This is a genomic window from Sphingomonas crusticola (genome assembly GCF_003391115.1).
Classification (GTDB): Bacteria; Pseudomonadota; Alphaproteobacteria; order Sphingomonadales; family Sphingomonadaceae; genus Sphingomonas_I; species Sphingomonas_I crusticola.
In genome coordinates this window covers 1,522,315-1,543,638 of sequence record NZ_QTJP01000001.1, presented here as the reverse complement: position 1 = coordinate 1,543,638, position 21,324 = coordinate 1,522,315, and the positions used below count along the sequence as shown (strand labels likewise).

At 65.5% G+C, this 21,324-nt stretch carries 27 protein-coding genes and 1 tRNA gene; 14 read left to right on the top strand and 14 right to left on the bottom strand.

The features are described 5' to 3' along the window. Positions 1-3: 3 nt before the first annotated feature. Complete coding sequence (locus tag DX905_RS07235; RefSeq protein WP_116090750.1) at positions 4-891, bottom strand: DMT family transporter; 888 nt, start codon at positions 889-891, stop codon at positions 4-6. A gap of 252 nt (positions 892-1,143) precedes the next feature. Between DX905_RS07235 and DX905_RS07230 the strand changes: the two genes are divergently transcribed. Then, the gene (locus tag DX905_RS07230) at positions 1,144-1,572 is read left to right on the top strand and encodes a hypothetical protein (RefSeq protein WP_116090749.1); all 429 of its coding nucleotides are present in this window, start codon (positions 1,144-1,146) and stop codon (positions 1,570-1,572) included. 19 nt (positions 1,573-1,591) lie between these two features. Here DX905_RS07230 and DX905_RS07225 read toward each other — a convergent pair whose 3' ends face one another. Together DX905_RS07225 and DX905_RS07220 are read right to left on the bottom strand one after the other, a co-directional pair. Further along, on the bottom strand, positions 1,592-2,206 hold the full coding sequence (locus DX905_RS07225; RefSeq protein WP_116090748.1) for a hypothetical protein: 615 nt from the start codon (positions 2,204-2,206) through the stop codon (positions 1,592-1,594). After that, positions 2,206-2,934 (bottom strand): hypothetical protein, encoded by a 729-nt coding sequence (locus DX905_RS07220; RefSeq protein WP_162875509.1) that lies wholly within the window; start codon positions 2,932-2,934, stop codon positions 2,206-2,208. The genes DX905_RS07225 and DX905_RS07220 overlap by 1 nt, the downstream gene beginning before the upstream one ends. A gap of 101 nt (positions 2,935-3,035) precedes the next feature. On the opposite strand from DX905_RS07220, the gene DX905_RS07215 reads away from it, so the two are divergent. The 6 genes from DX905_RS07215 (at position 3,036) to DX905_RS07195 (ending at position 7,148) form a co-directional block, all read left to right on the top strand. Then, positions 3,036-3,272 (top strand): hypothetical protein, encoded by a 237-nt coding sequence (locus DX905_RS07215; RefSeq protein WP_162875508.1) that lies wholly within the window; start codon positions 3,036-3,038, stop codon positions 3,270-3,272. A gap of 267 nt (positions 3,273-3,539) precedes the next feature. Beyond that, complete coding sequence (locus DX905_RS07210) at positions 3,540-4,274, top strand: S24 family peptidase (protein ID WP_116090745.1); 735 nt, start codon at positions 3,540-3,542, stop codon at positions 4,272-4,274. A gap of 451 nt (positions 4,275-4,725) precedes the next feature. Further along, on the top strand, positions 4,726-5,082 hold the full coding sequence (locus DX905_RS07205; RefSeq protein ID WP_116090744.1) for a hypothetical protein: 357 nt from the start codon (positions 4,726-4,728) through the stop codon (positions 5,080-5,082). Between the two features lie 29 nt (positions 5,083-5,111). Further along, positions 5,112-5,261, top strand: coding sequence for a hypothetical protein (locus DX905_RS15995; protein ID WP_162875507.1), 150 nt, complete (start codon positions 5,112-5,114; stop codon positions 5,259-5,261). 143 nt (positions 5,262-5,404) lie between these two features. Next, on the top strand, positions 5,405-6,403 hold the full coding sequence (locus tag DX905_RS07200) for a sensor histidine kinase (RefSeq protein ID WP_116090743.1): 999 nt from the start codon (positions 5,405-5,407) through the stop codon (positions 6,401-6,403). A gap of 199 nt (positions 6,404-6,602) precedes the next feature. Then, positions 6,603-7,148: a DUF3617 domain-containing protein gene (locus DX905_RS07195; protein ID WP_162875506.1), complete on the top strand. Its 546-nt coding sequence runs from the start codon at positions 6,603-6,605 to the stop codon at positions 7,146-7,148. Positions 7,149-7,594: 446 nt separating this feature from the next. Here DX905_RS07195 and DX905_RS07190 read toward each other — a convergent pair whose 3' ends face one another. Both DX905_RS07190 and DX905_RS07185 read right to left on the bottom strand, forming a co-directional pair. Further along, entirely contained in the window at positions 7,595-8,245 is a 651-nt protein-coding gene (locus tag DX905_RS07190; protein WP_240320771.1) for a hypothetical protein, read from the bottom strand. A gap of 135 nt (positions 8,246-8,380) precedes the next feature. After that, positions 8,381-8,605: a DUF3072 domain-containing protein gene (locus tag DX905_RS07185; RefSeq protein WP_116090740.1), complete on the bottom strand. Its 225-nt coding sequence runs from the start codon at positions 8,603-8,605 to the stop codon at positions 8,381-8,383. Positions 8,606-8,746: 141 nt separating this feature from the next. Between DX905_RS07185 and DX905_RS07180 the strand changes: the two genes are divergently transcribed. Genes DX905_RS07180 through DX905_RS07170 form a run of 3 tightly spaced genes read left to right on the top strand, consistent with a single transcriptional unit; the run spans position 8,747 to position 11,279 of the window. After that, positions 8,747-9,175, top strand: a complete 429-nt coding sequence (locus DX905_RS07180; protein ID WP_205412204.1) for a DUF2231 domain-containing protein — start codon at positions 8,747-8,749, stop codon at positions 9,173-9,175. A 20-nt stretch (positions 9,176-9,195) separates the two neighbouring features. After that, the gene (locus DX905_RS07175; protein WP_116090739.1) at positions 9,196-10,512 is read left to right on the top strand and encodes a PQQ-dependent sugar dehydrogenase; all 1,317 of its coding nucleotides are present in this window, start codon (positions 9,196-9,198) and stop codon (positions 10,510-10,512) included. Positions 10,513-10,523: 11 nt separating this feature from the next. Beyond that, positions 10,524-11,279, top strand: coding sequence for a TonB family protein (locus DX905_RS07170; RefSeq protein WP_240320770.1), 756 nt, complete (start codon positions 10,524-10,526; stop codon positions 11,277-11,279). Between the two features lie 12 nt (positions 11,280-11,291). Here DX905_RS07170 and DX905_RS07165 read toward each other — a convergent pair whose 3' ends face one another. Both DX905_RS07165 and DX905_RS07160 read right to left on the bottom strand, forming a co-directional pair. Continuing rightward, the gene (locus DX905_RS07165) at positions 11,292-11,573 is read right to left on the bottom strand and encodes a hypothetical protein (protein WP_116090738.1); all 282 of its coding nucleotides are present in this window, start codon (positions 11,571-11,573) and stop codon (positions 11,292-11,294) included. 114 nt (positions 11,574-11,687) lie between these two features. Continuing rightward, entirely contained in the window at positions 11,688-11,894 is a 207-nt protein-coding gene (locus DX905_RS07160; protein ID WP_116090737.1) for a hypothetical protein, read from the bottom strand. A gap of 94 nt (positions 11,895-11,988) precedes the next feature. On the opposite strand from DX905_RS07160, the gene DX905_RS07155 reads away from it, so the two are divergent. Together DX905_RS07155 and DX905_RS07150 are read left to right on the top strand one after the other, a co-directional pair. Then, positions 11,989-13,611 (top strand): NAD(P)/FAD-dependent oxidoreductase, encoded by a 1,623-nt coding sequence (locus DX905_RS07155; protein WP_116092396.1) that lies wholly within the window; start codon positions 11,989-11,991, stop codon positions 13,609-13,611. A gap of 92 nt (positions 13,612-13,703) precedes the next feature. Further along, positions 13,704-14,735: an aldo/keto reductase gene (locus tag DX905_RS07150; protein ID WP_116090736.1), complete on the top strand. Its 1,032-nt coding sequence runs from the start codon at positions 13,704-13,706 to the stop codon at positions 14,733-14,735. A gap of 12 nt (positions 14,736-14,747) precedes the next feature. Here the strand turns inward: DX905_RS07150 and DX905_RS07145 are convergent, their stop codons facing one another. Next, on the bottom strand, positions 14,748-15,140 hold the full coding sequence (locus DX905_RS07145; protein ID WP_116090735.1) for a VOC family protein: 393 nt from the start codon (positions 15,138-15,140) through the stop codon (positions 14,748-14,750). 33 nt (positions 15,141-15,173) lie between these two features. Continuing rightward, entirely contained in the window at positions 15,174-16,559 is a 1,386-nt protein-coding gene (locus DX905_RS07140) for an MATE family efflux transporter (RefSeq protein ID WP_116090734.1), read from the bottom strand. A 116-nt stretch (positions 16,560-16,675) separates the two neighbouring features. On the opposite strand from DX905_RS07140, the gene DX905_RS07135 reads away from it, so the two are divergent. Then, positions 16,676-16,751, top strand: a tRNA-Val gene (locus DX905_RS07135). Positions 16,752-16,828: 77 nt separating this feature from the next. Here DX905_RS07135 and DX905_RS07130 read toward each other — a convergent pair. Both DX905_RS07130 and DX905_RS07125 read right to left on the bottom strand, forming a co-directional pair. Next, entirely contained in the window at positions 16,829-17,227 is a 399-nt protein-coding gene (locus tag DX905_RS07130; protein ID WP_240320769.1) for a hypothetical protein, read from the bottom strand. A 275-nt stretch (positions 17,228-17,502) separates the two neighbouring features. After that, a complete protein-coding gene (locus tag DX905_RS07125; RefSeq protein ID WP_240320768.1) occupies positions 17,503-17,841 on the bottom strand; it encodes a hypothetical protein in 339 nt (112 codons plus the stop codon). Positions 17,842-17,942: 101 nt separating this feature from the next. Between DX905_RS07125 and DX905_RS07120 the strand changes: the two genes are divergently transcribed. Further along, positions 17,943-18,566, top strand: coding sequence for a phosphatase PAP2 family protein (locus DX905_RS07120; protein ID WP_240320767.1), 624 nt, complete (start codon positions 17,943-17,945; stop codon positions 18,564-18,566). Here DX905_RS07120 and DX905_RS07115 read toward each other — a convergent pair. The 3 genes from DX905_RS07115 to DX905_RS07105 all read right to left on the bottom strand — a co-directional run bounded on the left by DX905_RS07115 (position 18,520) and on the right by DX905_RS07105 (position 21,169). Beyond that, positions 18,520-19,887 carry a sensor histidine kinase gene (locus DX905_RS07115; RefSeq protein WP_116090732.1) on the bottom strand — a complete coding sequence of 456 codons (1,368 nt, stop codon included), beginning with the start codon at positions 19,885-19,887 and terminating at the stop codon, positions 18,520-18,522. The genes DX905_RS07120 and DX905_RS07115 overlap by 47 nt on opposite strands. Then, complete coding sequence (locus tag DX905_RS07110) at positions 19,884-20,603, bottom strand: response regulator (RefSeq protein WP_116090731.1); 720 nt, start codon at positions 20,601-20,603, stop codon at positions 19,884-19,886. The genes DX905_RS07115 and DX905_RS07110 overlap by 4 nt, the downstream gene beginning before the upstream one ends. Before the next feature lie 173 nt (positions 20,604-20,776). Beyond that, positions 20,777-21,169, bottom strand: coding sequence for an RcnB family protein (locus DX905_RS07105; protein WP_240320766.1), 393 nt, complete (start codon positions 21,167-21,169; stop codon positions 20,777-20,779). Positions 21,170-21,324 lie beyond the last annotated feature (155 nt).

Here is a 21,324-nt window from a genome sequence, read left to right as displayed (position 1 = left end):
TCATCAGAGGGGTGCGGGCCGGGGTGAGGTGCCAGAACTGGGAGGCCTTATGGACGCGCCGGAGTGGCCGATGCAGATCGCGCCGATTGCTACGACGATACACGCGGCGATGCGATAAGCGGTCAGCCGCTCGTGCAGGAAGAAACGGCCGATCAGCGCAGCGAACACCACGCTGGTCTCACGCAGCGCCGATACCGGGCCCATCGGTCCGAGCGACATCGCGAAGATGATGATCCCATAAGCGACCAAGGAGACCACGCCGCCGGCCGCCGCGATCCCTGTCTCCCTCGGCGAGCGGATCAGGCTGCGCCAGTCGCGCATGAAACCATAGACGGGCGGCATCAGCACGCCCCACAACAGGCACATCCAAATTGTGTAGCCGGCGGGTGTCGCCGACAGTCGCACGCCGATTCCGTCGGTCACGCTGTAAGCGCCAATAAAACATCCAGTGCCCAGCGCATAAGGCAGGCTGTCGCGCCCGATCCGTCCGCCCTGAAAAGCGAGCGAGAGGATCCCGCCGGATACGAGCACTACGCCTGCCAGGCTGATTGCGTCGGGCAGCTCGCCTGCGAACAGTGCCGCGCCAAGCGACACCAGCAAAGGCGAGGAGCCACGCGCAATTGGATAGGTCTGGCCCAGATCGCCGCTGCGATATGTCCGCACGAGGAACAGGTTGTATCCGATGTGGAGCAAGGCCGACAGAATCACGCACCCCCAACTCGCCCGCGCCGGTAGCGGCAGGAAGAAGACCAGCACGGCACAGACAAGCGCGATGGCAATGCACATCACGGTCATCGACCACAGCCTGTCCGTGCCCGCGCGCAGCAGCGCGTTCCAGCTGGCATGGAGCAGCGCGGCCAACAGGACGATGAAGCTGATTCCGATCGACATTCACATCCGCACGTTAGCCCGACACCCAACCCCCTTTGCCGCCTTGATCGGACGAACGCTACGGCAAGCGGCGAGAGTTGCAGGCACGGGGACTTGGGCAGCTGCATCAGGATTGGGCACAGCTTAAACCTTGCAAGATCAAGCGGATGGCCGCTCCCGGCTGAATATATGCTGCCAATGTCGTTCCCAAGTCGTTAACCCCTCCAGGGCCATAAACAGCGCAACCCATTCAGGGCCGTGTAGGAGAGTAATATGAGTGCGGTTTTCAAAGGCATCGTCGCCGCGACTGTTCTTGTGGGCAGCAGCCTTGCTGTAACCGCACCGGCAGAGGCGCGTTATCGTCACCATGGCAACGGCAATGCCGCGCTGGTTGCTGGCATCGTCGGCCTCGGTGTCGGCGCCGCGATCGCTTCGGACCACGGTTACAACCGCGGCGGTTATTATGGCTATGATAGCGGGCCCAATTATTACGAGCCGGCTTATTATGGCGGCGGCTACAGCTACGGCTACACGCCCGTTTATTATGGCGGATACGGCTATAATTACGGCGGCTATGATCGCGGCTATTATGGCCGGGGTCATCGTGACTGGAATCGCCGCGGGTACGACCATTACCGTGGCGGCCGAGGCCATGACCGCGATGATCGCGGCTATCGCGGAGACCGCGGCTACCGCCGCTAATGGATAAGGCACCCGGCCGTCATGGCCGGGTGCCGTCCCTCCGCCGTCCTTCCACCATTGCCACCAGCGCCTCCAGCGCCGCATTCAGCTTTACGCGATCGCCGACGTTCGCCGGTTCGCCCCGCGTGCACCCGCTTGCATCCCCTATCGCTTTATTGATCAGCCGCGCGACCCATGGTTGATCGGTGTCGGGAAACCACCAGCCATCGACGCACAAACTGTGCATCGCCGCTACCGCGTCGCGTCCAGCGGTGCGGGCTAGTGTGTCGAGCGTGCGAAAATATTCGCCTGCGCGATCCTCGCCGCTATCGTTGGCCGCCGCGCGATCGCGCCGCTCGAGCGCGCCGGTGTTGGGGGCCATCGCCGCAAATTCATGCCAATAGAGGCTGCCGTAGCGCCGACCGATGTCGCGCAGGATCGCCGCGTCGCAGCCATGTCCCTCGAGCAGGCCCGTCGCCCAGGCCCGGCCGATCTGATCGGTCACCTGCTGATCGGCCTTACCGTCCTGAAATCGGGCAAAGCGTGCCGCCCGCGCCTGCACAACATCGTTGCCTCGGTCGGGCAAAGCGATCAGCCGACCCTTGCTGTTGCGCGCGCCGGTTTTGCGCGGCCGTCCGCGTCGTGCTTGTGCCATCACGTCTCTCCCTGGCTATTGGTGGTGCGCAGGCTCGCCGCCGTCCGCCGCATGTCGGCGGCCTCGTCAGAACGGCCCATGCGTTCAAACAGGGCGGCCGAGCGCTCGGCCGCCGCGGCACGCTCGGTCGCACTCATCCTCGGCGGCAGCGCGGCGGGAGGCGGGGCCAGCTCAAGCATCTTCTGGAAATTTTCCGGTGACGTCAGCAGCCAGCCCAGGCTTGCCCGCCAGCCGCGATCATTGGCGCCGCAGTGGAAAGGGCTCGCCGCCAGATGGGCGATGGCTTCGAAAACCGCCGCCTCGCCATGCTCGCTCATCCGCGCCTTGAGCGATTGCCGCCGCCGCGCCGTTAGCCCGCGTGACGGCAATGCGCCGGCGGGCGCCGCACCGCCATTCCAGGCTGCCACCACCCTGTGCTCGATTGAAACCGCGCCATGTGCCGGGGGCCAATCCTCGTCAGAGGATTGGGGAAGAGGGGGGTTAGATTTATTCTCATCGGGGGGAGTGTCCGCACTGTCCTGCGGAGTCACGGCGATGCTGTGTGACGCGTCGCCATCAAGGCGTGCACGGCGTGCACGGCGCACCCGGCGCTGGCGCTCAGCGTCCTTGGCGCGCCGTTCTGCCTTGTGCGTTTCCGTTTCGCGATTTGCCGCCTTGACCGCCTCGACGATCATTTCCGCCGAAGCGCCCGCAGCAAGCAGGGCATCGAGCACCGCCGCCCCGATCATGCCGCGATCCTCCACCGGATGGTCGCAAAATGTTGAGATTGTTTGGCCCACCCGCGGGCGTTCCATGCGTTAGGCTCGCAAGAACCACGAAGGGGTGCGCGATGATGGCCATGACCGGACGATATATTTCGGGCGCGGGCGGTTTGGCGCTCCTCGTCAGCCTGTCGGGATGCGGCAGCGATACGTCGATGCAGCACACCAACGCCACCACGACCGAGCAACTCAACCAGATTGCGGATAACACGTCGAGCACCGCCGGCGCCGACCAGACGCGTGACGGATCCGCCGCAGACATCGCGGCGCAGAGCACCCGGCCCTCGAAGCCACGTCGTTATTGATCCCGCTGGGGTGGGAGCCTGCGAACGCGAATATCGATTGGGACGGCCATCGAACAGGCGGACCCGCACAAGTAGTTGCGTCACCGGCCGGTTCCCCGGATCGAGCGGAAGTTCGTCTTGCAGAAGTTCGCACAAGCGTGCGCACCCGCTGGATGCGCTGCGGCGTTGGAAAGATTCATGTTGTCCTCGAATCGCCGCCAGATCGTACGCATAAACGTACAAAAGTCAATCTAGACTGCGTACGTTTTTTGTCCCATATGGACGTACATGGCGAATCAAGAAACTACCGGCGGCGCCGTTAACCGGCTGCGGGATCGGGCGGGCCTCTCCCTCCGCGCCTTGGCAGCGAAAGCGGGTTATGCAGCCGCGTCCAGCATTCAGCGTTACGCCGATCCGGATTATGACAGTCCGCTCGGCGTCGAGGTCGCGATGCGCTTTGCGGATGCGATGCAAGGACAGGGTGATCCGCCGATCACGCGTGCCGAAGTCTTGGCCCTGACCGGCCTTGTCACCGACAGCAACGCAACGCCGTTCCGGATGGAAGGCGCCAGCTCCGATCGAATGAATCGCGATCTTCCCATTTACGGTACCGCTCTGGGGGCAGACGAGATCGTCAATGGCGAGGCGATCGAGCAGACCACGCTCAACCGTGGCGAGGTGGTCGAATATAAGCGCCGCCCGCAGATTTTAGACGGCCGCGCCGATGTCTATGGTCTCTACGTTCAGGGTTCGTCGATGCATCCGCGCTTTCGCGACGGAGAGACCGTGTTCGTCGAAAGCCGCAAGCGCCCTTCGGTCGGCGACGATGCGGTCATCTATTTGCGCACCCCGGACGAGGTGGAAGGGGAGCGCGCCAGTTCGGTTCTGATCAAGACGATCGTCCGCAAGACGGCGTCCTATGTCGAGCTCGAGCAATATAATCCGGCCCAGACCTTCCGCATCGAGATGGGCCGCGTCGAGCGTATGGACCGCGTCCTCACCCTGGATGATATGATCGGCTAGAGGCGCGCTGCTCTCGCCATATGTCCCCGCGCGTTCCCGCATCGGAAAAGCGCCAACATCTCCTCAGAGAAAGCCAGGCTGATCGGGCTCGGGCGGAGCGTCCCTCTCCCATCGGTCGATAAACTTCGCAGCAAGGCAGCAAGGCAGCCAGCCGCGCTCGGCGCATCCACTCGTCCCGGATCGCCAGCCCGAGCCGCGCCCAGGGCGGCGAATCAACGCGGACTTCCGAGATCCGGCGGGCTTCGATTCGATCCATACGCTCATGAGAACAAAAACAGAACTAAGACGCAAGAGCCGTCGATCATGCGGTGATCGGCGCCGGGGCCTCCGAACGGATCGCGTACCTAGAAAACGTACAAGCAATTGACAAATCGTACGTTCTGTGAGTACATAACGGGAACGCCACCGACTCGCCAGCCTGGCACGATCGGGGCATCGCGGAGGGGGTTCCATGCTGCAACAGCCTGTTTTGGCGGCGATTCGTGCTGCCTTGTGCGATCGCATCGACGAAGCGGCGGTCGCTGCGCAACGCCAGGCCAGGCCCAACGTTTCGATGCCATCGGCATTGCTCGCCGCCGGTCTTTACCTGGCCGCGGCGGGTTTGGATGAAGAGCCCAGCGCCGGCGAGCAATATTTCGCATGGGGACCCCGCGCCTACCGACGCTATTTGGACAGGCTCTCGCCGATCGCTCGCGCTGCGGAACTGGAAGCCGGGCGTCGCGTGATCTTCCACGGGCGGGGCTCGCGGCCTCCGCTGGTCTCGCGTGGCAATGTCGACGCCGCCGACTCCCGCTACGATGCCGCGTGATGGGAGCGTCTTTCCCACCGGCGCGATCGGTGGTCGACGTCACCCGCAACCTGATCCGCGCTGCCGATGCGCTGGCAGAGCAACGCCGCCAGACGGATCGCATCGTCGCAGCATTGGAAGAACGTTGGGCGGCCAACCGGCTCCTTGCCTCCGGCGCAGCCACGGAGGACGCCACATGAATGTCCATATAGCGTACATCCATCTGCGAGACGACCAACGTCAGAGCGTTAGTCCGCGGGACCGCCCATAGCAGCAGGCGAATCCATTTGCCCTCTCGCGCGAACGCGCCCACGTCACCTGTGGCCGCATTGGGGGCGGCAACATGTCTGATACGTCGCCGCAGCTGGTATGGAGTTCCGCGCACCTTGCCCTTGCGGTTGAGGCGGCCGGCGTGGCGCTGTGGTCGTGGAATGTGGACGATAACGGCTTCGCCATGGACCGGCAGGGATTTGATCTGTGGGGCCTGCCGGAGGCGGCATCGGTTTCGTTCGAAGAGCTTTCGGCCCATATCCATCCCGCCGACCGCGATCGGGTTCGCGCCGCCTTCATCGCCACTCGATCCGTTGCCGGCTCCTACGAAATCGATTTCCGCATCATCATCGGCAATGACGTAAGGTGGATCTCGGCGCGTGGGCAGGGCGCGGATGCCGGCATCGTCGACCGCCGCATGTTCGGCGTGTTCCTGGATGTGACCGGTCGCAAGCAGGCGGAGGAGGGAAGCGAATTGCTTGCCGGCGAGATGAGCCATCGCGTCAAGAACCTGCTTGCGCTGGCGACCAGCCTCACCGAGCTCACCTCGCGCTCCGCCGGCTCTATCGCCGATATGACGCGCGAACTCACCCAGCGTCTGACCGCGCTTGGCCGGGCGCACGATCTCGTGCGGCCGCTGCCGGGTCAGCAGGGCAAGGCCGCTCTGCTTGGAGACCTGCTGTCCATCCTGCTCGCGCCATATGACGATACTGCGGCCTTCTCCGGCCGTATCCGGGTTGCCGTGCCCAGAATGGGTGTCGGCGAGCGGACGGCCACGACGCTGGCTATGGTTGTGCACGAGCTTGCCACCAATTCGGTCAAGCATGGCGCTTTGTCGTCAGCCGAGGGCACGTTGGACATTTCCAGCCGTGCCGACGATGCGGATGTCGAGCTGATCTGGGCGGAAACTGGCGGCCCGGCCGTGTCCGCACAGCCGGACATGACCGGCTTCGGCAGCAAGTTGATCGCGCGCAGCGTCGCCAGCCAACTGGGCGGCTCGATCGACTATGACTGGCAGCCCACTGGGCTCGTCGCCACGCTCCGGATGCGCAAGGACCGGCTCGCGGCCTGACGAGCGGATTGCCCCGCAGATCTGCCTTTAACATCTATAAAATCCGCGCTGCTCAAAGGCTTACGGCAACGCAATTGCGCTTAGTCCAGGCTCGCGGAAATCGCCGATCCTCTGGCAGCAACAAACGCTGGGATCATTGGTTCTCTTATGCGGTACCAGTCCTCTACTGGTCAGAGCAATCGCCATCATGGGAGACATTATGCGTTCGATTAAGCTGGCTTCGGTCGCGGCACTTGCCGGCGCCGTCATGCTCGCCGGTTGCGGCAAGAAGGCGGATGACGTCTCGCTCAAGAACGCCTCGGTTGAAACCGTTGCCAATTCTGCGAAGGGCGCGGTCAAGATCGAGCCCGGCCAGTGGGAAATGAGCTTCCTGATCGACAAGATGGAAATTCCCGGCATGCCTGCTGGCTCTAACCCGCCCCAGCAGGCGCAAAAGGCTTCGACCTGCATCACTCCGGAGCAGGCGGCCAAGCCGGCTGGCGATCTGTTCGCCGGCAAGGGCGCCGGGGACTGCAAGTTCGACACGTTCACGATGAACGACGGCAAGATGAACGCGACCATGTCGTGCAAGATGCCGAACATGCCGGGCCAGTCCAAAACTGTGATGTCCGGCAACTATGCATCCACCCATTTCGACAATGAGGTGACATCCACCGTCTCGGGTATGCCCGGCGGGCAGACCGTGACGATCCACGCAACATCGTCCGGCCGCCGCCTTGGCGAATGCCCGGCCAAGTCAGGCTGATCGGATTTCATAGAGGCGGGAGCCCGGCGGGATCTTGCCTTCCCCTGTGCCTGCGTGAACGCGCGCGGCTGCGTCCTAGGGTGCGTGCAGCGTCGGGCGGGGGAGCGATAAGCCTTGTCAGTCTGCCCCGATCATGACCATGTCCGATTATCGCGATTGACTGATACCGACTGAACCGACGCGGTGACCAACTCTCACACGACGGGACATGATATGGGCCAGCTGCGCACCGCAAATAAACGCCACAATCGCGCGATCATCGCCGCGCAGGCTGCTAAGTCAGCCCAGGTCGTCCCGGTGGCTAGCCGAAAAGCGGCCGAGAAATCAGTCTAACAAGGATCGCCCGCGCCTCAGGCACGGGGAGTAAATCCGGCTAACAGGTTTGTCGCCGCCATCTTCCAAGAGCGGCGGGGCGCAGGCTGTTAAGCCGCGCCCCGCCGTGTAGTTCAATTGGGCGTGGTTGTGACGGTAGTCTTCGTGGTCTGGGTCGCGACCGGCCGCGAGCGCACGGTGGTCGTGCGAACGGGCGCCTTGCGTACCGCCGGCCGCGCGGTCGTTACGGCTGCCGCAGTGCGCTTCGTCGTCTCGGTCGTCACGGTCGTGGTGGGCGCCGGCGCGGCGGCAGCGACGACGATCGGCGGAGCGTTACGCGCCGCCTGAGCATCGGCGGCGGCGGCAGCCGCAGCCTGCTCGGCCGAGTCCGCGCGCGCATTGGCGGCAGCAGCCTGCTGTTGCGCGGTTGCGGCGGCATCGGCGGCGTCGGCCTTCTGCGCCTGATCGGCAGCCGCCCGGTTCTGCTGGGCCTGGCCGATTGCGGTATCGGCGAGCTGCGAGGCACGGATCGCTTCCTGGATCGCGCGCTCCTTGTGCCCGGACGCGAGATCCTCGCGCGCCATCTTCAGCGCCGCTTCGGCCGCTGCAGTCGCATGCGGTGCTTCGCTCGCGGTGCCGACCTTGTTGGCGGCGTCGATCTTGCCGCGAGCTTCGGCGATCGCCTGCTCGGCGCGGTCATGCTTGCCGGCCAGTGCAGGCGTCGCTGTGAGGGCGAGAGCCGAGGCGGCACACAGACCGCGCATCACAAAAGTGAAGCTACGCATAAAATCTCCTGCTGAAATGATATGCGCCAAACGAGCTGAGCCGGGGCGAGTTCCCGCTTGGATGCCGTGATGGCAATGCTTGGCAGGTCTGTGACCAGACCTGCCTTTGCTTTGCGCTGCTCATATTAATCGCCGCTAAAGGTCGAGCTTGGCCTTGAGTTCGTCAATCTTTTTCGATGCTTCCGCCTTGGTTATATCCGCCGCTGGCGGATCGATGCCCGCTTCCTCGCTCAAAGTCGTGAGATAGGATGCCTGAGCGCCGGTGATGGGATCGTCGCCCGAAACCCAATTGTCGGGGTTCTTCTCGGTGTTCGACCCGGGGTGCTGCTCGAGCTTGGGGTTGTGGACCGCTTCAGACATTTGACGCCTCCATGTTCATGAAACGTTCCAACGAAGTGGAGCGCGCCGGGTTCCGCGGCGCCACTGCTGATGGACTCGTCTCCCCGGAACCGAGCCGGAGCCCACGCGTAGCGCTTCGTAGAGATTTCAGGGGTTTGGCCCATGCCGACATCATATCGTTCCGCTTCCGCCAATGACGCGCCTCGCGCGCTCTTTCCCGGGTTGATGACGTTCCCCGCAGCCTGCTTCATCGTGACCTTGATCACCGACATTCTTTACGCGCGGTCCGCCAATATGACGTGGGAGACATTCTCGATTTGGCTGCTCACCATCGGCCTGATCGCGGCGGGCATTTTCGTGGCCGTCGGACTGGTCCAGGCCTTCGGCCAGAATCGCTGGCCGACGATGACGCTCAGGATCGGCTATGCGATCGCGCTGGTTCTCGCACTGTTCAACGCCTTCGTTCACAGCCGCGATGCCTACACCTCGGTCGTGCCGACGGGACTGACACTGTCGGTCCTTACTGTGCTGGTGCTGCTCATTACCTGGGGTCTGAGCCTCATCGCCGTGCGCCGCACCTTTCCCGCCTGAGCGAACAAGGACATTTTGCCATGCGAATCCGCTCTTTCCTGATGCTGTGCGCGGCGCTGCCCGCGCTCGCGCTCGGCGCGTGCCACAAGCAGATCGCCGGCCCGGAAAGCCAATATGGTCCCAATCCGCCGCTGCCCGAACCACAGCAATATCTGCTCCCGCCGATGAAGATCGCCTCGCCGCAGCCATGGACCAGCGGTCAGGTGCCTACCGCCGGACCAGGCCTGAAGGTCCAGGCTTTCGCAAGCGGGCTGATACACCCGCGTTCGGTCTACGTGTTGCCGAACGGCGATGTGCTGGCGGTGGAATCGGACGGCCCCCATGCGCCGGTCAATCGCCCCAAGGATTTCGTGATGGGCATCATCAAGGGCCATGCCAGCCCCGATGGTCCCAAGGCGCCCAACCGCATCACCTTGCTGCGCGATACGAATGGCGACGGTATTGCCGATCAACGCTCGGTCTTTCTCGAGCATCTGGCCTCGCCGTTCGGCATCGCCCTTATCGGCAACGATCTCTACGTCGCCAACACCAACGCGCTGGTCCGCTATCATTATGCGGCCGGGCAGACCAGGATCACCGAGCCTGGCGTCAAGCTGACCGATCTCCCCGCCGGTGCGATCGACCATCACTGGACCAAGAGCCTGCTCGCCAGTCCCGATGGCACGAAACTATATGTCGGCGTCGGTTCGAACAGCAACATCACCGAAAACGGTATCGACGCGGAGATTGAGCGCGCCTGCATCTGGGAGGTCGACCGCGCGACCGGCGCGCATCGCCTGTTCGCCACCGGCCTGCGCAATCCCAACGGACTGACATGGGAGCCGACCACCCACAAATTGTGGGCGGTGGTGAACGAGCGCGATGAGCTCGGCCCCAATCTCGTCCCGGATTATATGACGTCGGTGCAGGATGGCGGCTTCTATGGCTGGCCCTATTCCTATTGGGGCAAGCATCTCGACCCGCGTGTGAAACCGCAGCGGCCGGACCTCGTCGCACGTGCGATCGTGCCCGATTACGGCCTAAGCAGCCATGTCGCTCCGCTCGGCATGGCCTTTTCCACCGGCGCGACCATGCCGCCGCAATATCGCGGCGGTGCCTTTGTCGGGGAACATGGCAGCTGGGATCGCGCGCCTCTCAATGGCTATAAGGTAATCTATGTGCCGTTCGCCAATGGCCGGCCGAACGGCAAGCCGATCGACGTGCTGACCGGCTTCGTAACCGGCGGCAGCACCGCGCATGGCCGGCCGGTCGGTCTGGCCACCGACGCACGCGGCGCGCTGCTGGTGGCGGACGATCTGGGCAAGACGGTGTGGCGGGTGAGCGCCGCCGGCGGATAGGTCCGGCAAGCGTGGCGCGTCTCGCGCGCGATCGCCTCGTCGCGGGCACCGGCGTGGTCCTGATCGAGGCCGCGCTCGGGCTTGCATTGCTTCTGGGACTTAGCGGGCGCCTCACCACGCGCGCGGAGCAACCGGTAACCATGCTTGACCTCCAGCCGCCGGTGCTCCGTTCAACGCCGCCCGTCATTCCGCTCAAGGCTAAGGCGCGCTCCGGCGCCGCCGCTCCCCGCAACCTGCCGGCGTCGCCTTCCGACATCGTCGCCCCACCGCCCGTGATCACGCTCGCGCCACCACCGCCGATCCTCGCGGCGCCAATAGTAGGCCCCGGCGTCGCGCCGATTGCAGGGGCGTCGGACCTGCCCGGGCCGGGCACGGGCGCCGGCGGCGCCGGCAACGGGCGCGGTGGCGGACTGGGCGGCGATGGCGAGGGAGGTGGCGGCGGCGGTATTCCCCCGCGGCGGATCCGCGGGCGGATCAGCGATTCCGATTTCCCACGCGCGATCGCGGAGGCCGGCGAGGGCGGTACGGTCGCCGTCCGCTACCGGGTCGGCACTGACGGGCGGGTGGGCGAGTGCGTCGTCACCGGGTCGAGCGGCAATGGCGATCTCGACGCGCTCACCTGCCGTCTGATCCAGCAGCGCTTCCGCTTCGCCCCGTCGCGCGACGCCGCCGGCCGCAAAGTGCCATCGATCATCATCGAGAATCACAGCTGGGTGATTGAGCAGCTGCCGCCGCCGGGCTCAGCTGTGCCCGGACTTCCACGTTAGGATCGGCGACACTCAGCCGGTGATGTGGGGATGATCCATCCGGATTTCGTCGACCGCGGCGTTGACCGCCTTCACGTCGGCGGCATTGCCCGCCGCATAGACGTCCCAATTGCAATGCGGATGGGTCTTCATCGAATAGACGCGGATCTCGCCAATCGCGCGCCGCCAATGCTGGCGCGTGCCGCCGCTGGAGCGGACCAGCCGGGCAAGGATCAGACTTTGTATCTGGCTGGCGTGCATCGCCTGCAGATTGCGTGCCGCTGTCCCGCGCGCAAGGTCACCGGGTGATATCAAGCCAGACGGACCGCTCAATAGGCCGAGTTAAGCGCGGGCCAAGACCGCGCACGGACGCCTGGCTGGCCGCGCTAGCCACCTCGGGCCGATCAATATCGGGCGTTACGCAATCGATCAGATGACGGATGCGTCGTCATCGTCGCCGAGGCCACGCCCGGCTTGCGCCTTGTCCCGCGCCTCGGCTCTCGCGTCGGCAAGGTCCGGGCTGGTCGGATCGCCCGGCCGGGGCGCGACCCCGCCTACCGCTTCGCCGCCGCGGCGCACGGTTGCGTTCTGCAGTTCGTCGTCCCGGTGGTGCTGAGGCTCGTGTTTCGTGGTCATGCTCGTCTCCCGCTCAGCCAACGGCGCGGCGGAGGCCGGAGTTCCGTTACGCGCCGCATGGCAGTCGCGCATCAATCAGGCTAATTGCGCGGACATGCTCCGCATCACCGATCTTAAGCTGCCCCTGGGGCATGCGCCCGAAGCCTTGCGCAATGCCGTCATGGCGCGGCTCGGCATCAGCGCAACCGAGCTGATCGATTTGGCGATCGCGCGGCGCGCCAACGATGCGCGCAAGAAGTCGGCGATCCTGATGGTCTACTCGCTGGACGTAACCGTGCGGGACGAGGCGGCGGTGCTGGCGCGCCTCACCGGCGACCCGCATGTGCGCCCAACCCCGGACACCAGCTATCGCTTCGTCGCGCGTGCACCGACAGCTGCGCCGCGACCGGTGGTCGTCGGCGCCGGCCCATGCGGTCTGTTTGCCGGGCTGATCCTCGCTCAAATGGGTTTCCGCCCAATCATCCTCGACCGCGGCAAGATCGTGCGCGAGCGGACCAAGGATACGTGGGGCTTGTGGCGACGCGGCGAGCTCGACCCCGAATCCAACGTCCAGTTCGGCGAGGGCGGAGCCGGCACCTTTTCCGACGGCAAATTGTGGAGCCAGATCAAGGATCCGCGCTTCCTGTCGCGCAAGGTGCTGACCGAATTCGTCGCCGCCGGTGCGCCCGAGGAGATTTTGACCGAGGCGCACCCGCACATCGGCACCTTCCGGCTGGTGACGATGGTCGAGCATATGCGCGCCACGATCGAAGCGCTCGGCGGCGAATATCGCTGGCAGCATCGGGTCGAGGATGTCGTGATCGACACCGCGCCTGACGGCGGGCGGCGCCTGACGGGCCTGAAATTGCACGACGGCGAGGTGCTGGACGCGAGCCATGTCGTGCTCGCGGTCGGCCACAGCGCGCGCGACACGTTCGCGATGCTGCACGAGCGCGGCGTCCACATCGAAGCCAAGCCCTTCTCGATCGGCGTCAGGATCGAGCATCCCCAATCGTGGATCGACCGCGCCCGTTTCGGCGCGTGCGCGCGCCATCCCGATCTCGGCGCTGCGGCCTACACGCTGGCGCATCACTGCGCCGATTCGCGCACCGTCTATAGTTTCTGCATGTGCCCGGGCGGGCGGGTGGTGGCGGCGACTTCGGAGCCGGGCCGCGTCGTTACCAACGGCATGAGCCAATATTCGCGTGCCGAGTTTAACGCCAATTCGGGCCTGGTCGTCGGCATCGATCCCACGCGTGACTATCCGGGTGATCCGCTTGCCGGCATCGCGCTTCAGCGCGAGCTGGAAGAGCGCGCCTTCGTTGCCGGCGGCTCCAATTACAGGGCGCCGGCGCAGCGGCTGGGAGATTTCCTCGCCGGCCGGCCCTCGAACGCGCTCGGGGAGGTCACGCCCTCCTACAAGCCCGGCGTGACGCTGACCGATCTCGCCACCTGCCTGCCCGATTATGCGGTTGCCGCGATCCGCGAGGCTTTGCCCGTGTTCGGCCGCCAGATCGCCAATTACGATCATCCCGATGCGCTGCTGACCGGCGTCGAGACCCGCACCTCATCCCCGATCCGCATCACGCGCGGCAAGGATTTCCAGAGCCTCAACACCGCCCGCCTGTTCCCCGCCGGCGAAGGCGCGGGCTATGCCGGCGGCATCCTGTCCGCCGCGATCGACGGCATCAAGGTCGCCGAAGCGGTCGCGCTCAGCATCACCGGCGTCGCCGCCTAAGAGAGAGCCGCTTGCTGGCGTTCAGGCCTTGAACCGCCTTCACCATACCCCATTTGCCGCCCACTCCCATTCCTCCGCACAAGGGCTTCCCCATGGAAAATCGCCAGCTCGGCCGCTCCGGTCTCAAGGTTCCCGTGCTCAGCTTCGGCACCGGCACGTTTGGTGGCGGCAACGCATTTTTCGACAAATGGGGTGCCGTGCAGACAGAGGAGGCGACGCGGCTGGTCGACATCTGCTTGGATGCCGGCGTGACGCTGTTCGACACCGCCGACATCTATTCGCAGGGCCGCTCGGAAGAGGTGTTGGGCGCCGCGCTCAAGGGCAAGCGCGATCGCGCCCTCATTTCGACCAAGGCGACTTTCCGGTCGGGCGACGGTCCTAACGATATCGGCTCGTCGCGCTTCCACCTCGTGCGTTCGGTCGAGGCCAGCCTCAGGCGGCTCGGCACCGATCATATCGACCTCTATTTCATGCATGGTTTCGACGCGCTGACGCCGGTCGATGAAACGCTGCGCGCGCTCGACGATCTGATCACGGCCGGCAAGATCGGCTATATCGGCGCCTCCAATTTCTCTGGCTGGCAGATGATGAAGAGCCTTGCCACGTCCGAGGCGAACGGGCTGGCGCGCTACGTCGCCTATCAGGGCTATTATTCGCTGGTCGGCCGCGATTACGAGCATGAGCTGATGCCGCTCGGGCTGGATCAGGGCGTCGGCCTGATGGTGTGGAGCCCGCTCGGCTGGGGGCGTCTGACCGGCAAGATCCGTCGCGGGCAGCCGTTAGGCGAGGGCCGGATCGCACAGGGCGGCGCGGTCGGTGGACCGAAGATCGACGACGATTATCTGTTCGACGTGGTCGATGCGCTCGACAAGGTCGCCGCCGATACCGGTAAGAGCGTCAGTCAGATCGCGCTCGCGTGGCTGCTGACGCGGCCTACGGTCGACAATATCGTGATCGGCGCGCGCACCGAGGATCAGCTGCGCCAGAATCTCGGCGCCGTCGGCTGGACACTGGACGCCGCGCATCTCGCCCTGCTCGACGACGCCAGCCGGCGCCACCCGGCCTATCCCTATTGGCACCAGATGGATTTCGACGAGCGCAATCCCAAGCCGACCCGCTGGTAGGCATCCGCGCGGTCAGGCAGGGGGCGGATCGAGCGGGCGGCCAATTTCCCAATCCAGCCCGAACGGATCGGTCAGCCTGCCGAGGCGCCAGCCATGGCCTTCCCCGACCGGGAATACCGCGCGTGCGCCCGCGTCGATGGCGCGCGCATAAGCGGCGTCCGGATCCGGAACGGTCAGGATCATGCGCACCGATCCACCACCGAGCACCGACGGGTCGCCCCCGGCTGCGCCATCGCTGATCCAAAATTCGGCCCCGGCAACCGAAAGCCGCGCGACCACGCCGGCTCCCGCCCCCTCCAGTCGATAGACGACCGATGCACCGAATGCTTCGCCGTAGAAGCGCAATGCCGCCTCGCCGTCGGTGACCGTCAGCCAGGGTGCCAGGCTCGTTCGATCCGCTGTCATATCAGCTCCTTTCCGAATCCTCCCGCAGGCGGATCACGCAACGCCGCTCTCCAGGCCCAATCGCACGCGCCTTATCCACCGCACGATCATCAAGACTGCCACCACCGCCAGCCCGCAGGCCAGCCCGATCCAGATACCGATCCCGCCCCAGCGAAGGTGGAAACCCAGCGCGATCGCCACGCCCAGCCCGATCACCCAATAGCCAAAGCCCGCATAGAACATCGGCACTTTGGTATCCTGCAGCCCGCGCAGCATACCCGCACCCACCGCCTGCGCGCCATCGACAATCTGGAATATCGCCGCGACACCCAGAAAGGCGACGGCAAGATCGATTACTGGGGCGTTGGCGGGATCGTGCGTGTCGAGGAACAGGCCGACGATCGGGCGCGGCACGGTCCACAACAAGCATGCGGTCAGCGCCATGAAGCCTACCCCCAGCACGAATGCGGTCCAGCCGGCGCGCGCGATCCCGCCCGCATCGCGCCGTCCCGAGGCCAGGCCGACCCGTACCGTCGCCGCCTGCGCCAGTCCAAGCGGCACCATGAAGGTGAAGGTGCAGATCTGGATTGCGACCGCATGCGCCGCCAAGGCCGCTGTGCCGATCAGCCCCATCAGGAATACGGCGGCGTTGAACACCGTCACCTCCAGCCCCAGCGTCATCGCGATCGGGCCGCCCAGCCGCCACACCTGGCGATAGCGTATCCAGTCGGCGCGCCAGAAATTCCCGAATAGCCGGTACCGCCGGAACCGGGGATGCAGCAGGACGACCAATGCCATCCCGGCGAACATCGCCGTCTGCGTGATCGTGCTGCCGATACCAGCGCCGATCAGGCCGAGCCGCGGCAGGCCGAACGCCCCGAAGATCAGGCCATAATTGATGAATGCGTTGAAGAGCACGCCCGCGGCGCCGATCACCAGCGACCAGACCGGCCGCTCCAGCGCCGCCACGAACGAGCGCAGCACCAGATAGAAGAGCGCGGGCACCAGCCCCCATTCCAGCGCGCGCACGAACGATGCGGCTTGCCGCGACAAATCCGGATCTTGGCCAAGCGCGATCAGCAGCCCATCGGCATGCCACAGGATGACCAGCACCGGCGCCGCCAGCGTCAGCGCGGCCCACATTGTCTGGCGCACGGTGCGGCGCACGTCGCGCACGCTGTGGGGCATGCCGCCAAGTTTGCGGCTGAGCAGCGGCGACGATGCCGTGACCAATCCCATTCCGAACACCAGGAAGGCGATGAACAGGTTCGCACCCAGCGCGCCCGCCGCGAGGCTGGCAGGGCCGAGCCAGCCGAGCAGGACCACGTCCGTCGCCTGGATCGCCGCCTGCGTCAGGTTGGTGAGGACCAAAGGCGCCGCCAGCCGCATCGTCGCGCCCGCTTCACGGCGCCAGGCGGGGGAGGATGAAGCTGTGGCCATGGCCCGGTCTATGCGGCGCCGGGCCGGGGACCAAGCTTCACGTTCAGGTCCGCGTGAGAGGTTGCCGCACGGTTGTATCCCGATTACAGGCACGTCCCGCGCGCTTCGGCGCTGCCGGGCGGTTAGCTCAGTTGGTAGAGCATCTCGTTTACACCGAGAGGGTCGGCGGTTCGAGCCCGTCACCGCCCACCATTAAAGACAGCGGTTGATCTCACGCGCTAACGCGGCCGGTTCCGCTCGCTAAGGAGCCTCATGCCCTGGCGGCATGATCAGTATTTCTGAGCCTGCAGCACCTCTGGATCAGTACCCAGGTGGAACAGGTAATCGTGGCGCTCCGGAGAGCCGAGATGAAGATGCTGAAGCCTGGTCCTCTGCTCGGGCGTAAGCCGAAAGCGCACGTAGCCGCGTGCAAGTAGGCACTGGTCCACCTTACTCCGCATGATATCGCCCACCTCCTTGATCTGCTCATCCGGGCGAGCTTGCTCGACGATGCGCGCGGACTGGACAGTGATGGCGTAAAGATTGCTCGTCGCCGCCGCGGCCTGCTCAGGGGAGGGCTGCATCCCCGAGGCCATGCTGGCTGCAGCCTGCAGGTTGGTCTCGTTATTCTCAAGTTGGCGGCTCGCCTTCTTGAGGACTTTCGCCCCCTGTGTGTCGCTGACGTTCATGTAATGGCCGGTCCTGCCACACTCGACTGCATCCCGCCGATATTGCTCTATCGTGATCCCCGCCCGACCCCAACTCGTCGGCTCAGACCGCGCAGCAATGGCCGGGAGCGGCATAAGTGACGCCGTAAGTGTCACAGCCAAGACTGCTGAGCGCATCTCTCTCTCCGTCAATACCTGCGCACTCCCGCCCTCATTGAGTCTCGATGGAGTGGTTCGGCCACATCCTATCCGAACAGCGAGCCTGTCGAAGGGTTTTCGAGCAATGCAGGCAATCCTTATTCTCCGCCAAGGACAATCCCCGCCACCACCCGATGATGTTCGACCCGTTCCGGCTTATCGAGCAGGAAGCGGTCGTCGTCGGGATAGTAACGCGCGGTTTCGGCATCCTCCCCGGCGAAGGCGCGAATGGCGTCCATGTCCGGCCACCAGCTTAAGGTCGTGACTTCGCTCGTCCCGTCGCCGAGCGGGCGGAGCAGCATCTGCGCGCCGAGATTGCCCGGGGTCGCGCGATAATCGGCGATGCCGGTCTGTGCGATATAGTCGATATAGGCGGCTTCGTCCGCGGTCCGGATGCGGGATAGCCAGCGGCGAAGGATGATGGCGGGCGCGCTCAACGATAACCTCCCAACGATCGAGCCGCCCACGCGGCAGCCATCAGCCCGGTAAAGCCCGAGTCCGGCTGGTCGGCAAGCGCATGATGTGAGACAGGATCGCGGTGACCCACAACCGCACATCCTCGGCCTTCATGATCGCCGGCCTGATATTGCTGATCGCAGGCGTGGTCAGCTGGCAGGCGGGGTGGGATTTGCCGCTCCACCGCCTGTTCCGTCTGACCGGGACCTTATGGACGCCGCGCGTCGTGCGCCTTTCCGCGCTGGGTGGCCTGTTGGTGATGGGGCCGATCGGCTTGTTCGCGATGCTCGTGCTGGTGCTGCGCCACCGCGGCGGCGATGCGCTCTGGCTGTTCGCGACCGTGGCGAGCGGCCGGCTCGGCGTAGAGGGGCTCAAGCTGCTGGTCATGCGCCCGCGTCCGCCGGTGATCGACCGGCTCGAGCTGGTGCAGTCGTGGAGCTTCCCCAGCTCGCACAGCGCCGGCACGATGATGACCTGCCTCGCCCTCGCCATCCTCGTCGGCGGCAGGCCGGCGCTGTTCTTCGCTTTCCTCGCGGCGCTGATCATCGGCTGGAGCCGCGTCGCGCTGGCGGTGCATTGGCCTGGCGACGTGCTCGCGGGCTGGGGGATCGGCCTGCTGTGGCTGGGGTTGGCGCTGCGCATCCACAGGCCCGGCCCCGTCAGGCTTCCGTCGGCGGCTCCGTCGCGAGGAGGATCGACGCCTTAAGTCCGCGCGGCACATTGTCCGCCAGGATCAGCCGTCCGCCATGGCTCTCGGCGACGCTGCTGGCGATGGCGAGGCCGAGGCCCGCGCCGCCCGTGCCGCGATTGCGCGAACCTTCCAGCCGCTGGAATGGCTGCAGCACGCGCTGGCGCTCGGCGGCGTCGATGCCCGGCCCCTCGTCCGCCACCGTGACCGCGACGCCGTCAGCCGTGCGCGCAACCGAAACCCGGGCGCTGCCGCCATATTTGACCGCATTGTCGATCAGATTGCGCAACGCCCGCCGGATCAGATCGGGCTGGACCGCCGCCACCTGCCGCGCCGACTCGACAAAAGACACCGGCTGACCGAGCTCGCGATATTCCTCCACCAAGGCTTCGGCGAGCGCGGCGAGATCGACCTCGCGCGCGGTTTCGCGCGCGCGGCCGGTGCGGGCGAGGACCAATATGTCCTCCAGCATCGCCGTCATCTCCTCGATCTTGGCGATCGCGGCTTCGCGCTCTTCCCGCGGCTCCATCGACTCGACCCGGATGCGCAGCGAGGCAAGCGGCGTGCGCAGATCGTGGCCGATCGCGCCCAGCATATGATCCTTCTCGTCGAGCAAAGCGGTCACGCGGTGGCGCATGGCGTTGAACGCCTCGATTGCCCGGACGACATCGCCCGGCCCGCGTGAGGGCACCGCGATCGGCTCGTCCCGTCCCTGAAAGCGGCCTGCGGCGCGGGTCAGGTCGCGCAAGGGCCGCGCGATCCGGACCGCGATCCAGATCGTCGCGCCCAGCACCAGCAGATAGAGCAGCAAAGTCGCCGCGCCCAGCCGCAGCGCCAGCAGGGGATCGCGCCGGGGTGTCGCCATCCGTGCGGTGAGCCATTTTCCGTCCTGTTGCTGGGCGGCGATGCGCAGCAGCTGAATGTCGGGCGGCACCTCGCGGCGCCGCCCGGTGCGCGGATTGACGTCGGTGCCGGGGCCGCGCGCTGCCCGCACCGATCGGGCGGTTGCGCCCGCCTTGGCCAAAGCGGCGTCAATCTGGGTCTCCAGCGCGGTGTCACGCTCGCTCTCGCCAATGCCGCTCTGCGCTGCCTCCGCGAAACGCGCGCCGCGCCGGCTCTGGTCCTCGATCACCGCCTGGCGGAAGATCGGCGCGGCATCGCCATAATCGTCGGCGACGGTGGCGAAGGTGATGATCGCCGGTCCCTCGCTCTGGGCGAGGCCGAGCTTCTGGCGCTCGTTGAGGATCAGGGCAAAATTGGCGAGCTGTGCAACCAGCAGCGCCAGCCCGAGCAGCAGCGCCATCTGACCGGCAAGGCTGGTCGGCAGGAAGCGTTTCATATCCGCCGCACATCGGCCGCCAGCATGTAGCCGCCGCCCCAGATCGTCTTGATCAATTTGGGATCGGCCGGGTCGGCCTCGACCTTGCGCCGCAGCCGGCTGATATGATTGTCGATGCTGCGCTCGAACGCGGCGAGCTCGCGCCCGACGCTGAGATCGAGCAACTGGTCTCGCGTCAGGACGCGCTTGGGATGCGTCACAAAGGCGTGAAGCAGATTATATTCGCCCGTCGAGAGCGGCACGGCGACGCCGTCGACGCCGACGAGCTCGCGCTCGCCGGTGCGTAAGATCCATTCGGCAAAGGCGAAGCCCTGCGCGTCCGGCGCATGAACTTCGCTCCCGCCGCCGCTCGTTCGCCGCAGCACCGCCTTGATGCGGGCGAGCAGTTCGCGCGGCGAAAAGGGCTTGGTGACATAATCGTCGGCGCCGATCTCCAGCCCGAGGATGCGGTCCATCTCCTCGCTCTTCGCGGTCAGCAGGATCACCGGGATCTGGGTGGTGGCGCGGAGGTATCGCGCGAGCGACAGGCCGTCCTCGCCCGGCATCATGATGTCGAGCAGGACCAGGTCGATCGCATGGACCGCCAATATCTCGCGCGCGGCGGCGGCGCTGTCCGCCTTGGTGACGCGCAGCGCGTTCTTGGCGAGATAGGCGGCAAGCGGATCGCGGATGTCGCGCTCGTCGTCGACCAGAAGGATATGCGGTTGGTCAGTCACGCGATTGGTCCTAGAGTTTGTTCCACTTCCGTGGAAGCGGCACCGGCCCGCACCCCCACCCGACCTCCCATAGAATACACTGACTGGGAGGTCGGGTGGGGGTGCGGGCCGGCGCCGCCTCGCCGACAAAAGCGAAGGCCCCGGGGCTTGGCGCCCCGGGGCCTTGCTGTGGCTTAGTTGATCGCATTGGCCAGAACCGAGGCGATCACGCCGGTGGTGATGCCGATCAGCAGCGCATCATTGCCCGACTGGACCCAGCGATAACCGCGCGGCGCATCGTGCAGACGATAGTAACGCGGGCTCGAGATCACCCGGTAGTTGCGGGCGTAGCGGCTGTCGAAACGGTCACCACGGTTCCAGCTGCGATACTGGTTGTGGTTACGATTGTCGTAGCGGTTATACTGGCCGCGATTGTCATTGCGGCGGTCGTTGCCACGATTGTCATGACCGCGATCGTTGTAGCTCTGCTCGTAGCGGCTGCGGTCGTTATGGCCGCCATAGGACTGCGCCATCAGCGGGCCGGCGATCACCGAAGCAGCGACGGCTGCAAGAATGAACTTCTTCATCTGTCTTCTCCTCATCGACGCCACCAATCGGCGTTGAGGACTAAATGGACTGGGCTTGTCGCAAGCCCTTGTCGCCGAGGCGGGTAAATTGTCGCAAATTGTCGCAACCAGCCGGGCACGAAAAAGGCCCGGTCGCGACGACCGGGCCTCCTGTG

What these genes read in the sequence shown, in the direction of transcription:
- DX905_RS07235 (WP_116090750.1), bottom strand. Translation starts at nt 891, where the DNA reads ATGTCGATCGGAATCAGCTTCATCGTCCTGTTGGCCGCGCTGCTCCAT.
- DX905_RS07230 (WP_116090749.1), top strand. Translation starts at nt 1,144, where the DNA reads ATGAGTGCGGTTTTCAAAGGCATCGTCGCCGCGACTGTTCTTGTGGGC.
- DX905_RS07225 (WP_116090748.1), bottom strand. Translation starts at nt 2,206, where the DNA reads ATGGCACAAGCACGACGCGGACGGCCGCGCAAAACCGGCGCGCGCAAC.
- DX905_RS07220 (WP_162875509.1), bottom strand. Translation starts at nt 2,934, where the DNA reads ATGATCGGGGCGGCGGTGCTCGATGCCCTGCTTGCTGCGGGCGCTTCG.
- DX905_RS07215 (WP_162875508.1), top strand. Translation starts at nt 3,036, where the DNA reads ATGATGGCCATGACCGGACGATATATTTCGGGCGCGGGCGGTTTGGCG.
- DX905_RS07210 (WP_116090745.1), top strand. Translation starts at nt 3,540, where the DNA reads ATGGCGAATCAAGAAACTACCGGCGGCGCCGTTAACCGGCTGCGGGAT.
- DX905_RS07205 (WP_116090744.1), top strand. Translation starts at nt 4,726, where the DNA reads ATGCTGCAACAGCCTGTTTTGGCGGCGATTCGTGCTGCCTTGTGCGAT.
- DX905_RS07200 (WP_116090743.1), top strand. Translation starts at nt 5,405, where the DNA reads ATGTCTGATACGTCGCCGCAGCTGGTATGGAGTTCCGCGCACCTTGCC.
- DX905_RS07195 (WP_162875506.1), top strand. Translation starts at nt 6,603, where the DNA reads ATGCGTTCGATTAAGCTGGCTTCGGTCGCGGCACTTGCCGGCGCCGTC.
- DX905_RS07190 (WP_240320771.1), bottom strand. Translation starts at nt 8,245, where the DNA reads ATGCGTAGCTTCACTTTTGTGATGCGCGGTCTGTGTGCCGCCTCGGCT.
- DX905_RS07185 (WP_116090740.1), bottom strand. Translation starts at nt 8,605, where the DNA reads ATGTCTGAAGCGGTCCACAACCCCAAGCTCGAGCAGCACCCCGGGTCG.
- DX905_RS07180 (WP_205412204.1), top strand. Translation starts at nt 8,747, where the DNA reads ATGCCGACATCATATCGTTCCGCTTCCGCCAATGACGCGCCTCGCGCG.
- DX905_RS07175 (WP_116090739.1), top strand. Translation starts at nt 9,196, where the DNA reads ATGCGAATCCGCTCTTTCCTGATGCTGTGCGCGGCGCTGCCCGCGCTC.
- DX905_RS07160 (WP_116090737.1), bottom strand. Translation starts at nt 11,894, where the DNA reads ATGACCACGAAACACGAGCCTCAGCACCACCGGGACGACGAACTGCAG.
- DX905_RS07155 (WP_116092396.1), top strand. Translation starts at nt 11,989, where the DNA reads ATGCTCCGCATCACCGATCTTAAGCTGCCCCTGGGGCATGCGCCCGAA.
- DX905_RS07150 (WP_116090736.1), top strand. Translation starts at nt 13,704, where the DNA reads ATGGAAAATCGCCAGCTCGGCCGCTCCGGTCTCAAGGTTCCCGTGCTC.
- DX905_RS07145 (WP_116090735.1), bottom strand. Translation starts at nt 15,140, where the DNA reads ATGACAGCGGATCGAACGAGCCTGGCACCCTGGCTGACGGTCACCGAC.
- DX905_RS07140 (WP_116090734.1), bottom strand. Translation starts at nt 16,559, where the DNA reads ATGGCCACAGCTTCATCCTCCCCCGCCTGGCGCCGTGAAGCGGGCGCG.
- DX905_RS07130 (WP_240320769.1), bottom strand. Translation starts at nt 17,227, where the DNA reads ATGAACGTCAGCGACACACAGGGGGCGAAAGTCCTCAAGAAGGCGAGC.
- DX905_RS07115 (WP_116090732.1), bottom strand. Translation starts at nt 19,887, where the DNA reads ATGAAACGCTTCCTGCCGACCAGCCTTGCCGGTCAGATGGCGCTGCTG.
- DX905_RS07105 (WP_240320766.1), bottom strand. Translation starts at nt 21,169, where the DNA reads ATGAAGAAGTTCATTCTTGCAGCCGTCGCTGCTTCGGTGATCGCCGGC.